This is a genomic window from Sphingobacterium sp. 40-24 (assembly GCF_001899705.1).
Lineage (GTDB): Bacteria > Bacteroidota > Bacteroidia > Sphingobacteriales > Sphingobacteriaceae > Sphingobacterium > Sphingobacterium multivorum.
Map to the genome: position 1 here is coordinate 177,987 of NZ_MKWH01000021.1, position 13,997 is coordinate 191,983.

Below are 13,997 nucleotides of genomic sequence, written 5' to 3' on the forward strand. Positions count from 1 at the left end.
AATAAACGATGTTTCAACGTCACTTTAGCTTTGTATCCATGCAACGACAGGATTCTTCACCATACCAATAGTTAAAGACCTAGAAAAACCAGTAGAATTAACGATCGAGGATCATAGACAGCGAAGAGATTGACTATGCCACAAGAACATTGGCTAAAGATTAGCTGCCAAAGAATTTCGTAAATTTTTGAGATAAAATGTGACCAATAAGAGTCCTTTAACATGGTACTCCTCTTTCGATCCATATTTAAATCCGTCAAATAAATAGTGATAGGCGACTAATGCCTCTTTTTCGTTGTAAAATAATTCCTTCCAAGAATCAGGAACATCTGCCCATGCCTTGAGCACAATGCCATTCTCGGCATAAATAATTGGTGATTCGACACCATCCATTCGATAATCGTGATGGGTGCCAGAGCTTGATATGTGTTGGAAATAAGCGATAGAATAATCTACGAAATTCAAGGCCCTCGCTTTTATCTCCTTTTCACTTTCTGATTTTACCGGAGCATTTCGCCATAAATTCACTTGGCTATCAAATTTACTGGGCGTTTCCCGGATAAGGGTTTTATCTAACACAAAGTTGATATAAAGTCTTTCACTAGTGGGTATACGTGCTGAGCTAAACTGTGAAAAATCACCTCTCAGCTGAACAAAATCTTTTTTTATTTTAACAATATCCAAAGCGACACTACCTTTTTTCTCATCCGTCAATTCTAATCTATCACCGTCAAATTTGTACTTACCAAAGAGTAAGATATCATCAATCGCCATGACAAACTGGTCCTTATCATGAAGCGAAAGAAAGGATCGGTATAGAATAGGATCATTACCATAGGTATCTGCCTCCACATTTTGGGGAGATTCTCTTTTTAATTTATGATACTCATCATTTGGATAGCCCAATATCATTTGGTAGTTACCTTCAGGAAACTCCTTTTTCTTCCCAAAGAAAGTACACGAAGACAATGAGAGTGTGAATAACAGCAGTAATAACGGTTTCAAAATCAATTAATAATTATGGCCAATAGTAATATTAATATATAAGGACCAAGATAAGAAATTACTGCAATAGTAAGTATAGGATATTCAATTGAATAAGCTTGGGGATATGTCTATTCCTTATACAGATCGACCAATCCCTCAGGCAATTCAACTTCAATGATCTCCTCTTCGCCATCAATTCCTAAGATCAAATCGTCGGACAGCGGAAACATCAGTTCTTTGCCATCCATATCTACTGTGGCGACAAATTGTTGTGGGAATTCCTGAACATCTGTTATTTGCCCCAGTTCGCCATGGTTTTCATCGATCACTAAAAATCCGATTAAATCAGTATATCTAAAATCATCCGGGTCTCGCTCGGGCATTTTATCATTGGAAAGATATAGCTTTTTACGAACGAGTACCTGAGCCTTATCGATATGATCCACATCCTCAAATGTTACATAAGCAGTGCTATTTTTTTGAAATTTAATGGCATCAACAAAATAAGGAACAAGCTTTTTGTCCACTTCTACAAAGACAACATCGATATCCAAACTCTCGTATTCTTCGAATTCAAAAAACAGTTGTACTTCTCCTTTAAGACCTCTTGTTTTACTGATGTAACCGATGTAAAAGCATTGATCAATAGTCATATTTTTCTTATTTGGCGATTAGCTGTGAGACATGATTTGGCAAACGATTAGCCTATTGGCTGTTTCAAAAAAAGCCGGCTCAAGATTGAGTCGGCTTTCTCGAATACTTTATGAAAGAATTAACCTTCAGTTTCTTCTGATGCAGGAGCTTCAGTCTCTTCAGCAGCAGTTTCTTCTGCTACAGGAGCATTTTTAGCAGCTACAGCAGCAGCTTTTTCTTCTTTTTTCTTAGCTTCAGCCACTAAAGCAGCTTTTTTAGCTTCAGCTTTAGTTTGTGCTAAACCATCTTTTTTACCAGAGATTCTAGCTTCTTGAGCGTCAGTCCAAGCTGTAAATTTAGCTTCAGCAGCAGCTTCATCAAAAGCACCTTTTTTCACACCACCTTGCAAGTGTTTTTTGTAAAGAACACCTTTGTAAGAAAGGATAGCGCGAGCAGTGTCAGTTGGTTGAGCACCTTTATTCATCCAATCCAAAGCTTTTTCAAAATCCAAAACGATAGTTGCTGGATTTGTGTTTGGGTTGTAAGAACCAATACGTTCGATGAATTTACCGTCACGTGGAGCGCGAGAATCCGCTACGACTACGTGGTAAAAAGGACGTCCTTTTTTACCGTGTCTTTGCAATCTGATTTTAGTTGCCATTTTTTAATTTTATTTTATGTATTCAACATATCCCCCGAGCTTCATACTAGAGGGGATGCAAAGATAGTTATTTTTTTTTAATCAGCGTTATAATTTAATAAAACTTCACTGAAAACGACAGGGTTAGCTTCTTTCAGTAACCACTTTCAGGTTAAACACGTCCTACGCACGTTAAGATTTTGCTCTTACCATACTGTAGGTGAAACAAGTCTTTCAAAAAATCAGTGTACAAAATAGCCCTTTTCTTCAAAACTTTCATGACTTCGCAGATACCAACAGCAATGATAGCAAACTGAAGGTTCTTTCTGGCCAATAAAATAAGACACTTTCAAAAAAAAGCTATTTTACCAAATGTAAAAGGATGAATTGTTTGCGTCCTATGTCTTCGAAATAGTCACTGACATTTTTGCCAATTCACTTTTTACTTTCTACCTTCATTCTATGAAATCTGTTGCGCCATTAAAAATACTCAAAGCTTCGGCCGGTTCAGGAAAAACCTTTAGCTTAACTTTACACTATCTCACACTCCTACTATCCAACGAGAATAGCTATAAGGAGATTTTGGCGGTCACATTTACCAATAAGGCAACCGCTGAGATGAAGGAACGTATCCTTTCGGTACTCCATGGCTTGGCAACAGGCGATCGTAGCCCTAAAATTGAAGATTTCAGAAAGCTTCTTCTCGAGCAACAGCCAGATTGGAACCCGCATCTAATACAAGAGAAAGCTTACCGTGTCTACCGTCGTATCCTACATGACTATAGTCATTTTACCATAAGTACAATTGATGGTTTTTCCCAAAAAGTCATTCGTGCATTTACTTATGAACTCAATCTTGATGCAGCTTATAAGATTGAAATGAATGTCAATAAAGTGAAAAATGACTTAACAGTCATGCTTAATCAATTGCTGGATGAACGCCCCGACTTACTTGACTGGATTATAGCGTATGCGGAAAAGAAAATAGCAAAAAATGAAAATTGGAACTACCGCCAACAATTAATGAGTTTGGCAAGCCTTATTTTCTCTGAAAACTTCCAGGAATTTGACGGCTATATCAACTCTGCTAATCCCAAGGAGGTTTTTAATCTCCTGAATCAGGAGGTTGAACAGAAGATAAACTCCTTTACCGAAGCGCTCTCCATGACGATTGAAGCGTTTAGTGAAACGTTCAAAAATTTTAACATCTCCGAAAATGACCTGAAAGGCAAATCGCGCAACAAAATAATCTCCGCTAGCAAAACCAACAAAAAAACGGAAAAACTGAGCGCTTCTGAAATCGCCAAAGTATTGGAAAAATACCTCCAATTGATCGATAATGAGGATGCTTTTACAGATAGTGACAAAAATATACGTTATGATCTTATCGCCGCACTAAGCCCCATCCTGGCATCTTTCCAGAAGCTACATGATAATCTATCCGCTTACATTGCGTATCAAGCGGTACAAAATAATCTCTATTACCTACGCCTGCTCAAGGAAATGAGCGACTTACTGACGCAATGGCGACGGGACAATGGCGCTCAATTAATTTCCGATTCACAAATTCTATTAAACAAACTCGGATTGAATGAAAATAGCGATCCAACATTTATCTGGGAGAAGATTGGCAATCGTTTTAACTACTTTTTGTTTGACGAATTTCAGGACACTTCGCGTATCCAATGGAAAAACTATAGTCCGCTTTTGATTAATGCGTTGGCCGATGCCAAAGGCACAGTGAGCGAACACCTGATCGTTGGTGATGTCAAACAAAGTATCTATCGCTGGCGAAATGGTGATTGGCGAATTTTACTCCAACAGGTAGAACAACAGATTGGTCATACCTTTCACCTGGACGAGGATAGCAAAACAACCTTTATCGAAAACGGGAGCCTCGAAACCAACTTTAGAAGTCTTCCAAATATCATCCATTTAAACAACTACCTCTTTAGTAGTATTCCCCAACATCTACAGCAGGTACTGAATGAAAAAGTATCCGAAAACCTCGATGAAGAAGGTAAACAGTGGTGGATTTCTGCCGGCAATGACAACATGTTGGTCAAAGCTTATGAAAACAGTCAACAAGAGGTCCCTGAGCATAAAAAAGGAAAACTTGACCAGTTAGGATCTATTGAAATCTCCTACATTCCTGTCACTGATGGACGCTATCGAAGAAATCAGGTTGTTGAAGAATCGCTCCTGCAGCTATGTCAAAAAATAGGCGACTGGATCGGCAGCGGTCGTTATCAGGCTCAACAGATCGGTATCCTGGTACGGAGTAATGCGCAGGCTAAATTGGTGATCCAAAAGCTCATGGATTTCAAAAAAGAGCAACAGCTTACATTTGAAGTGATATCAGGCGATGCATTATCCCTAGCGAGCAATGATGCTGTAGGATTATTGATCGAAACGTTGAAGGCTTTAGTCTATAATTCGGACAAACATACCATCCATAAAGCAAAGATGGTCTATCTCTACCAGCATATTCAAAATAAGACAATCGATCAAAATGCATGGTTAAAATTTGCTAGCAATGACATCCGTACCCTGAAAGATTATCTCCCTGAGGCGCTGATTGACTCCTGGGAAATGGCACAGAAGCAGCCTTTAGTCCATTTAATTGAGAAACTTATTGAAATCTACGGTTTTACAACCAAAGACAATATCCACCTCCCCTACCTCCTAGCTTTCAAGGATATGATCTCAGCTTTCTCCACCAATGGCGAACGTGGCATTATACAGTTCCTGGAATTTTGGGAAGAGGATGGCAATCGGGCTGTGCTCCCTTCCAACGGAGAAATTGATGCGATCGAGGTAACGACAATCCACAAATCAAAGGGCCTGGCTTATGATGTTGTGATGATTCCATTCTGTTCGTGGGATCTTGACGGCATGATTAATGGCGATTTTTGGATCGAGACATCAGATACCCCTTTTGCCCAATTGGGAAAAATTCCAATAAAATATACTTCCACGGTCGGCAAATCAGTATTTTTCAAGCAATATTTTGAAGAGATGCTGTTCAACTACATGGATGCCCTCAATACATTGTATGTAGCAACAACACGTGCTGTTGAACACCTCTATATTACGGCACCTTCCTTCAAAGAATCTGTTGACAAGAAGACGGGCGAAATTACTGGTTATGATATCAAAGATGAATATATCAGCGATGTACTCTATCAGGTCTTAGAGACTTCAACATCCCCGTTTACACTGGAAGAAAGAGGCATATATATCGATCAGATAATCGAACGAAAAAAAAGTCAGGCTCAAAAAAACAATATTATTTCCCTTCGCCATTATCCCATTTCCAAAGAATTGGAAATGGCCTTAGAAAAATCCAGTACGCGCAACATCAACGATATTATGATGCTGGAGAAAGCCGCGCAGTACGGCATATTGGCCCACGATATTATGGCCCAAATTTCAAAGGAAGAAGATATCCACAAACTGGTACGCCAGCTGATTCAGGAAGGCATCCTCTCCAAGGAAGAAGAGCCTTTTCTCATGCAGGAAATCAATCAGATCTGGCAGCACCCCATGATCAATAAATGGCTCACAGGAAACTATAAAATCTGGAACGAAGCGAGCATCATTACCGCCAAAGGAGAGACCATTCGTCCTGATAAAGTCTTCACTTCCAAAGAGGAAACAATTGTACTGGATTTTAAATTCACACAGACAGATTATATCGGACACAAATATCAAGTCGACAATTATAAAAAGAATTTGGAGAACCTGGGCTACAGCAACGTTAAAGCCTATCTCTACTATGCGAAATCAAATCAATTAACTGAAGTAAAATAACAGCACGATGCAAACAGCCTTTCTAAAATTAGTAGCAGCAGACATTCAAAAGCGTTTTGGAAACGACCTGAGTGAAATAGCCATCGTGTTTAATAATAAACGGCCAATTACCTATCTCAAAAAACATCTTTCTGAAGTGTACGGACAGGCCATTTGGTCCCCACAGTTCTTTACGATCCAAGAGTTTCTTAGGCTTTCGACCGATGATACCGAAGCCAGTCCTTTAACCCAATTTTTCCACCTGTTTAATATTCATAATGAGTTATTGGTCGCTGAAGGCAAACTGCCAGAAACGTTGGAAGAATTTTATCCGATTGCCGAAATTATATTGAGCGACTTCGGCCAACTGGATTACGACCTCGTCCCCATCGAGCAGATTTATTTAGAACTTTATGACAATACCAAAATCGACATCGCTTTCCAACATCTCACACAAGAGCAGCAAGGATTTATCCGTCAATTTTGGCAGTCTTTTTCTATTGCGGGGCATAGTGGAGTACAAGAGCGTTTTCTTCAACTTTGGAAAAGACTGCCCGTATTATATGATCGATTCAAAGAAAAGCTTAAAACAGAGGGCCAAACAAACTATCCGACAGTCTACCGTGATCTGGTTGAAGGTAAGGCTACGCATCAGCAGTTTGCATCTTCCTTCCAGCACATCCTTTTTGTCGGTTTCAATGCACTGAACAAGGCCGAAACAAAATTATTTAAACAATGGCAGGATGAAGGCCGTGCATTATTCTACTTTGATGCCGATGCCTATTACCTCGAAGACACGATGCAAGAGGCCGGCCTTTTTATTCGACGTAATATTTTTCAAACAGGTTTGGTCAACGCTTTAGGCGATAGCCCGAATATTATTGGCAATAGGACCTCAACCGTAAATCTATATGCCAGCACCGGAAAGATCAGCCAAACAAAATTGCTGTATGACATTCTCGAACGCAATAATAAAATGGAACAAACATCCGCCATTCTCCTAGCGGATGAAAACCTACTTGTCCCTTTGCTGCAAAGTCTACCCGAGGTCAAACCCAATATCACAACAGGATATCCCTTGACACAGTCTCCTATTTACGGAATACTAGACCTATGGCTGGAAGTCCATTTGGAGATATCCCAGCTCAAGAAACGGAAGATTCCTTATCAGATAATAGAAACCTTCATCAACCATCCGCTCAGTATGGTTTCTTTAGCCGACAAACTTCAGATTCAGAAGGAGATTGCCGATAAACAGCTCTTTGAGATCGCATTGGAGGAACTTCATATCAAAAGCTCTTTGCCTCAATTTTTTGTACCGATTGACAATTCAGCCTATTTGATACCCTCGCTCATCCTGCTCGTTGATGATCTGTTGCACAGTATTTCTTCTCAGGAGCGTATCCGCCAAATTGACAACAACCTCCTGATTGAAACAAAGAAAACATTGAATCAGCTGCTATTGGGCTTTGAAACTGTTGCTCCATTAAGTATCAGCTTCCAAATCGGCTTGATTAAAAAAGCCATCGCCCCAATAAATTCGGCCATAGAAGGTGATCCCCTAGAAGGTATTCAGATAATGGGGCTCTTGGAAAGTCGTTGTTTAAATTTTGACAACGTCTATATTCTAGGAGCAAATGAAGGCATTCTACCCAAAACGTCAAATTCACCTACTTTTATTCCTAACAGCCTAAGAAGTGCTTATGGGCTTCCCATATTAGAAAATCAGGATGCCTTGTCGGCCTATTTATTTTATCGCCATTTTCAATACAGTGAAGGAATACATATTTTCTACAATGGCTTGGTTGACGAAAGCTCTACTGGCGAAGAAAGTCGCTTTATCAAACAGCTGGAGTTTGAAAGTAAATTTAGATTTGACCGAAAAATTCAGCAACAGACCATTCAATTTGCGGATAAAGCCCAAGAAATTGTTATTGAGAAGCGTGGCGAGGTTTGGGAAAAGATGTACCAGGACTTTATCGTCAACCAGAAACGGATATCTGCAACGGCACTGACGACTTATCTGCAGTCCCCGTTGCAATTTTTTCTAAAACATATTGCCGGCATTAAAGAGCCCCCTTCCATCTCTCAGGAATTTGAGATGAATAAACTGGGAACTGTCATCCACAATGTGATGGAGAAGATATTCCTACCGTTCAAAGGACAACAGGACTTTACGCCCACAAGTGTCTTGCAGAAGCAGTTCGACAAGGTAGAGGCACAGGTGATCCGTGAAATAGGCCTGCAATATCAGATCGAATTAAAGGCAACAAATGATTTAAACAGCTTGCAGCGGATCATGCTGAAAATTGCCTGCGAGTATGTCAAGATGTATCTCGAATACGACATCAACAACTACAAAGCATTTCGGATTATTGAACTCGAGAATGACAACGATTATGTACTGCCCTTTCCTATTCAGATCAATGGAGAAGAACAACAGGTCACACTTTACGGTATTATTGACCGGGTAGACGAGGTCGTAACACACGACGATCGTATTATCAGTAGAATTGTCGATTACAAAACAGGTGGAGATTCGATCATGTTTAAAGGAATTGATCAGGTATTTGCGCCAAACACCGAAAATAAGGCGATGGTCCAAACCCTATTTTATGCCTATGTATTCGAACAGAAGACAGGAAGAAAACAACTTGAACCCCATCTCTATGTTGCGCGTAAAATGCGGGAAGAGGGCACATTATTCAGTGGTAAAGAAGGGGTATTGACCGATGAATTCCTTGCTTTCCAGAAAGAGAATTTTGTCGAATTCTTGCGGGATACTCTTCAGGAAATCTTTAATCCGGCTATTCCATTTCGACATAATCCGGACACGGTAGTTTATCCAAGCGACCCTTATACACTATTCTACCGGGAAGCGAGTAAATGGGCTGATGCAGAAGAATAAGTACAACAAAGGCTTTTTAATTAGGAGAGATAAAACTAAATGCGGTACATCAGTGGTACATAAATTGTATTTAAAAACAAAAGGGGAATTTACATTCCCCTTTCTATTTTAACGTTTGTTTCTTTTGATTGCATTATTGGCTCGGCGTTTCGCCGTTTTGATTTTGTAGTGGAACCAATGGTCTTTGAAGATCTTTCGCATGGTATTGTCAAAATGTCTCGTGATAAACAGATTACGCGCCCCCTTCAACTTTTCACTGATCGAATTTGCTAATGCCCTAACAGAAATCGAATAGCCCTCTGTCTCATATTGAATGTAATGCCACCAGCCTGCTGGCATATATAAGGTTTCGCCAGGATGAATGACCGCTTCATAACCTTCTAGGTACTTAATCCCGGGATATTCCTCTTCACTACTATATTTTGGGTTGGCAATACTATGAAAATTGTAGGGCAATTTGTACATCAAATCAGATTGATCATTCGGAAAAAGCCAAATACGTTTTAATCCTTGAAATTGAGAGATAAATACGTGTGACATATCAATATCGAAATGATTACGGGTACTTGACCCCTCTCCACCAAAGAACATAAATGGCAACCATTGCAAGACCTTACCTCCTGTGACATCATTATAAATAACATCGTTTTTCAGTTCAGGACGTATTTTGAGCAGATTGAACAAAAACAACCGTAACTCAGTAGGTTCTTTTGTGATCAGATCCAAATACTCTGCAAATGTCATATGGCCAACAGGAGCACTGGCAGCACGGTCCATTGATTCCTCCTCTTTTCCATAGACATCTATTTTTATATCTCCTGCGATTTCCTTAAAGTAATCATAACTCCATTTCTTCCATGCTGGACTTTCTGCACTGATAAAATCTGATATAATTACAGGAAAACCTGGTTTCAGATAATTCTTTAAGAAGTCCTCTGATTGAATGCCCGAAATTTTATCAACTTGCTTTAACTTCACGACTGACTAATTTTGCTTAATTACAAACATAAAAAAAATATTTCTATCAAATTTTAAAAATATTGCCTATGCTTTATTTTTAATTGGAACAAATTACTCCTAGCAATTTAATAGAAATATATTTAAAATCTCCATGACCTTCGTCACTTTTATTACATTTTAACATCATCGATTCGACTCGCAACCATTTCTACCCCCTTAAGATAAACATACTATTCATCTATCTTTTACAAGAGGAACATACCACAGCTATTGATCATCTGCCGATACGTAAAATTGTCGTCGTACCGACATCGATTCGGAATGATAAAACGCCCTTCCCCATAGAAGTCTTTAGCGATCTTGTGGTCCTTAAAATTGCATAAATAACAAAAAAAGGGTCTTAAGAACCCTTTTTTTGTTATTTACCTTATGTTAGGCTACTACTTATTTACCTTTTTGATATATTCTTCGACAGCCATCGTCATACTTGGCGCTTTTGGTGTTGGAGCAGGGATATCTAAAATTAATCCGTGATCTAAAAGAGCCTGTTGCGTAGAAGCGCCAAATGCTGCAATCCTTGTATTATTCTGCTTAAAATCAGGGAAGTTATCATATAAGGACTGTACACTTGAAGGACTAAAGAACACGATAACATCGTAGAAAACATCTTTCAAATCCGTCAAATCGCTTACCACAGTTCTAAAAAGCACAGCTGGTGTAAATTTATAGCCGTTTTGTAGTAACCAATTACTTGTTTCCTCATTAGCAACATCCGAACAAGGGAACAAAAAATTCTCCCCTTTGTGTTTTTTCAATACCTCTTCAAGGTCTTTCGCGGTCTGTTTACCAAAGAAAATCTTCCGTTTTCTATATTGAATATACTTTTGAAGATAAAGGGCAATCGTCTCTGAAATACAGAAATATTTCATTTCTGCAGACACTTCAAACCGCATCTCTTCGCAAATTCTAAAATAATGATCTACAGCATTTCTACTCGTAAATATTACGGCAGAATAATCTGCTAGATTAACCTTATCCCTACGCACATCTTTGGCAGGAACTCCTTCTACGTGTATAAAACCTCGAAAATCTAATTTTAACCCGTATTTCTTTGCTAAATCATAATAAGGGGACTTATCGTTTTCAGGTTTTGGTAAAGTCACCAGTACACTTTTTACCTTCTTTGCTCTTTCTACGTCTGAAGTTTGCATATTAACCAGTTTTAGCTCAATAATCTTAACAGTATTAATATTGGTGCTATTTCTAGGCAACAAAGGTACAAAATTAAATAGGAAATTGAAAATTTATACATGGACATAATATGAGTCGCTGTCTTAAGAAATCGATAGAAAAAGAGTAAGGCCGCTCCAACGATGGCCAAATGCAGCACCACACCCACCGATGTCAACGGCACAAGACTCAAAATTAATAATACAGGAAGCATTAAAAAAAGTGTATTGAAATAAATCAGATACAGCACGGTCACATATTCTTTTACCAACTTTCTGATTTGAAACACAAAGGATAAGAACCGAATAAACCCTATTTTTAGTGCAAACAAAGCGCCAACCATTCCCACAGTCTTCATATAATTGGGAAAAGTAATAAAATCAAATCTATTTAATTCATACGCATAAAATAGACTTACAAATAAGCCTATTGCCCCAGAGAATAATATAAACAGAAAAATAAATGGCCAAGATGTCAGGATCGTATCCTCCTTACTTACTGATAGTAAGACCCGATCGTCCCAATAGCCCTGAAAAACCAATTTGATATCTGACGGGAAGAATACCCGAATCATCCCAACACCAAAAATTAATGCGAGAACTGTAAATAAAATCCAATTTTCACGATGAGCCTTGAGCGTGCCATATTGCCGATCCAAATTGCTACTTCTTAATTCACCCTGAAAATATTGCTGTACATCAAAATTATAAATGTTATGAACCTTCAGCCCTTCCCCGTTTACGGTTACGATCCGATATTGATTCTGTAACGCAGGGTTCAAAGATGCCAAGACTTTCTGGTTTGGCGATTCAACAGAATCTTTTGCTACATTTAGACTATCAGCCTTAACTGTGCTGCTGTTTTGTACAACCGCCCGAAAAGTTCGCCGCTGCGCATTCAATCCCGTAATTGAAAATAGCAGAAGCACTACAAATAGAAGATGATATTTGAAGATAGTTACGCTCATTAAAATGAATTCTCTTAACGGCAATGAAATACTCATGAACCGTCTCTATTCGAAACTCTTTAATTTTGGTCGTAAAGTTAGGATAAAAAGTTATATTGCATTCAAAAAATCTTCAGAGAACATGTACAAAGAAATCATACGTTGTCAATGGTGCGGTTCTGATCCGCAATATGTAGACTATCACGATAAAGAATGGGGGCGACAAGTCCGCGATGACAAAACTTTATTTGAATTTTTGATCCTGGAGTCTGCACAAGCTGGCTTAAGCTGGATCACAATTCTTCGTCGAAGAGCAGCATACCAAGAAGCTTTTGCCAACTTTGATGTTGATCAAGTCGCGGCCTATACCAACGAACATGTTGCGAGGCTTTTGAGCGATTCGGGAATCATCAAACACAGGAATAAAATTGAATCCACCATTACCAATGCGCAACATTTCAAGAAAATCCAAGCAGAATATGGTAGCTTCTATGACTACTTATACAGCTTTTTGCCCGAAAAACAACCGATTGTAAACCACTGGAGCAGTTTGCAACAGGTACCTGCAACGACAGTTATTTCTGATAAGATAGCAAAAGACATGAAGAAAAGGGGGTTCAAATTTTTCGGCTCTACCATTTGTTATGCGTATATGCAGGCCGTTGGAATGGTGAACGACCATATCGAAACCTGTTCGTTTAAATAGGCTAGCCAGTAAAATGCGCATCGATTTCGCAAATCAATTTGAAAGAATCAAAACAAGTGCTCTACCCCATAAAAAACGAACCTTTAAGAACAGAAATGCCAGCTATGAATCAAATCGACCTAACACAAAACCAATTGGTATTAAAAGAAAAAAAGGGACCGCTAGTTGCCAGAATATTCATCTATTTACTGACCATAATGACGATAATTCTCCCATTAGGCGGCTTCATTGCCAATGTTCTCAATGACGGGGTAACACTTATGAGTGTTATCTTCTATGGTATATTCGGATTAATAGCATGGTATATGATCCGGGTTTCACTATGGAATACCTATGGCACTGAAGTTATTCATTTTCAAAAAAACAAATTTAATTACGCAGCTAACTACCAATGGTTTAAAGGAAGTCTAAAAGAATTTGATTTTGAAAATATAGACTTTACAATACAAAAAGCGGGCTATGAAGAAGATCATAAAGGTGTATTGGTCATTAAATTTGATGAAAAGGAAATGTTTGAAACTGTCTCTAAATTCCCCTTGTCTGATCTGGAAATTTTGCTCATCAATCTGAAAGCATTATACAGCGATCAAACGCTTGAATAGAGCGAAATTCTACCATTAAAATCTAACGATCACTTGATAGCACATTAGATTGCTACGTTTTTATAAATATCGGGGAGATTCCGACAAAGACCATTAAAGTCCATACCGTACCCAACTACAAATTCCTTACTTATTTCAAAGCCAACATAAGTTAATTCCTCGAAATGATACTGCAGTGCCTCAGGTTTCACCAGAAGTGCACAGGCAATCACACTGGCTGGATTTAATTTTTTTACTGCATCCAAGGTGTATTTGAGTGAATGCCCGGAGTCGACAATATCTTCTACAATAATCACATCACGGCCTTCAAGGTCGATACCAAGGCCTAAAAGCTCGTTTAATTCAGATTGTCCCGTTCCAATATAAGATGCCAACTTAATAAAGGACATCTCACAAGGAACATCAATTTGCTTAAGCAAATCTGCCATAAACATAAAACATCCATTCAAGACGCCTATAAAAACAGGCAGTTTGTGTTCATAACGCCGGCTTATATCAATCCCCATTAGGCGCACTCGCTTCTGAATTTGTTCTTCTTCAAATAAAGGTTCGAAAAGCAATCCGTCAATTTCTATCTTTTTCATGTTAATGTC

The 13,997-nt window shown here is 38.7% G+C and carries 11 protein-coding genes; 4 read left to right on the forward strand and 7 right to left on the reverse strand.

Going from position 1 to position 13,997, the window contains the following annotated elements; translation table 11 throughout:
• Positions 1 to 153: 153 nt before the first annotated feature.
• From BGP15_RS07620 to BGP15_RS07630, 3 genes are all read right to left on the reverse strand, one after another.
• A complete protein-coding gene (locus BGP15_RS07620; RefSeq protein WP_286769142.1) occupies positions 154 to 1,005 on the reverse strand; it encodes a hypothetical protein in 852 nt (283 codons plus the stop codon).
• A 110-nt stretch (positions 1,006 to 1,115) separates the two neighbouring features.
• Entirely contained in the window at positions 1,116 to 1,640 is a 525-nt protein-coding gene (rimM, locus tag BGP15_RS07625) for a ribosome maturation factor RimM (RefSeq protein ID WP_286769143.1), read from the reverse strand.
• Positions 1,641 to 1,759: 119 nt separating this feature from the next.
• Positions 1,760 to 2,281, reverse strand: coding sequence for a 30S ribosomal protein S16 (locus tag BGP15_RS07630; protein WP_070570321.1), 522 nt, complete (start codon positions 2,279 to 2,281; stop codon positions 1,760 to 1,762).
• Between the two features lie 441 nt (positions 2,282 to 2,722).
• Between BGP15_RS07630 and BGP15_RS07635 the strand changes: the two genes are divergently transcribed.
• Together BGP15_RS07635 and BGP15_RS07640 are read left to right on the forward strand one after the other, a co-directional pair.
• Positions 2,723 to 6,073 (forward strand): UvrD-helicase domain-containing protein, encoded by a 3,351-nt coding sequence (locus BGP15_RS07635; protein WP_286769144.1) that lies wholly within the window; start codon positions 2,723 to 2,725, stop codon positions 6,071 to 6,073.
• Positions 6,074 to 6,080: 7 nt separating this feature from the next.
• The gene (locus BGP15_RS07640) at positions 6,081 to 8,960 is read left to right on the forward strand and encodes a PD-(D/E)XK nuclease family protein (RefSeq protein WP_286769145.1); all 2,880 of its coding nucleotides are present in this window, start codon (positions 6,081 to 6,083) and stop codon (positions 8,958 to 8,960) included.
• A gap of 108 nt (positions 8,961 to 9,068) precedes the next feature.
• Here BGP15_RS07640 and BGP15_RS07645 read toward each other — a convergent pair whose 3' ends face one another.
• The 3 genes from BGP15_RS07645 to BGP15_RS07655 form a co-directional block, all read right to left on the reverse strand.
• Positions 9,069 to 9,938: a cupin-like domain-containing protein gene (locus BGP15_RS07645; protein ID WP_046673643.1), complete on the reverse strand. Its 870-nt coding sequence runs from the start codon at positions 9,936 to 9,938 to the stop codon at positions 9,069 to 9,071.
• Positions 9,939 to 10,360: 422 nt separating this feature from the next.
• A complete protein-coding gene (locus BGP15_RS07650; protein ID WP_046673642.1) occupies positions 10,361 to 11,131 on the reverse strand; it encodes a uroporphyrinogen-III synthase in 771 nt (256 codons plus the stop codon).
• A gap of 11 nt (positions 11,132 to 11,142) precedes the next feature.
• Positions 11,143 to 12,117, reverse strand: coding sequence for a DUF4271 domain-containing protein (locus BGP15_RS07655; RefSeq protein ID WP_286769146.1), 975 nt, complete (start codon positions 12,115 to 12,117; stop codon positions 11,143 to 11,145).
• Positions 12,118 to 12,238: 121 nt separating this feature from the next.
• Here BGP15_RS07655 and BGP15_RS07660 point away from each other — a divergent pair, with 121 nt between their 5' ends.
• Together BGP15_RS07660 and BGP15_RS07665 are read left to right on the forward strand one after the other, a co-directional pair.
• Positions 12,239 to 12,802: a DNA-3-methyladenine glycosylase I gene (locus BGP15_RS07660; RefSeq protein WP_046673739.1), complete on the forward strand. Its 564-nt coding sequence runs from the start codon at positions 12,239 to 12,241 to the stop codon at positions 12,800 to 12,802.
• A gap of 104 nt (positions 12,803 to 12,906) precedes the next feature.
• Positions 12,907 to 13,404 (forward strand): hypothetical protein, encoded by a 498-nt coding sequence (locus tag BGP15_RS07665; protein ID WP_286769147.1) that lies wholly within the window; start codon positions 12,907 to 12,909, stop codon positions 13,402 to 13,404.
• A 44-nt stretch (positions 13,405 to 13,448) separates the two neighbouring features.
• Here the strand turns inward: BGP15_RS07665 and hpt are convergent, their stop codons facing one another.
• A complete protein-coding gene (gene hpt, locus BGP15_RS07670; RefSeq protein WP_046673639.1) occupies positions 13,449 to 13,988 on the reverse strand; it encodes a hypoxanthine phosphoribosyltransferase in 540 nt (179 codons plus the stop codon).
• Between the last annotated feature and the right edge of the window lie 9 nt (positions 13,989 to 13,997).

What these genes read in the sequence shown, in the direction of transcription:
- rimM (WP_286769143.1), bottom strand. Translation starts at nt 1,640, where the DNA reads ATGACTATTGATCAATGCTTTTACATCGGTTACATCAGTAAAACAAGA.
- BGP15_RS07630 (WP_070570321.1), bottom strand. Translation starts at nt 2,281, where the DNA reads ATGGCAACTAAAATCAGATTGCAAAGACACGGTAAAAAAGGACGTCCT.
- BGP15_RS07635 (WP_286769144.1), top strand. Translation starts at nt 2,723, where the DNA reads ATGAAATCTGTTGCGCCATTAAAAATACTCAAAGCTTCGGCCGGTTCA.
- BGP15_RS07640 (WP_286769145.1), top strand. Translation starts at nt 6,081, where the DNA reads ATGCAAACAGCCTTTCTAAAATTAGTAGCAGCAGACATTCAAAAGCGT.
- BGP15_RS07650 (WP_046673642.1), bottom strand. Translation starts at nt 11,131, where the DNA reads ATGCAAACTTCAGACGTAGAAAGAGCAAAGAAGGTAAAAAGTGTACTG.
- BGP15_RS07655 (WP_286769146.1), bottom strand. Translation starts at nt 12,117, where the DNA reads ATGAGCGTAACTATCTTCAAATATCATCTTCTATTTGTAGTGCTTCTG.
- BGP15_RS07660 (WP_046673739.1), top strand. Translation starts at nt 12,239, where the DNA reads ATGTACAAAGAAATCATACGTTGTCAATGGTGCGGTTCTGATCCGCAA.
- BGP15_RS07665 (WP_286769147.1), top strand. Translation starts at nt 12,907, where the DNA reads ATGAATCAAATCGACCTAACACAAAACCAATTGGTATTAAAAGAAAAA.
- hpt (WP_046673639.1), bottom strand. Translation starts at nt 13,988, where the DNA reads ATGAAAAAGATAGAAATTGACGGATTGCTTTTCGAACCTTTATTTGAA.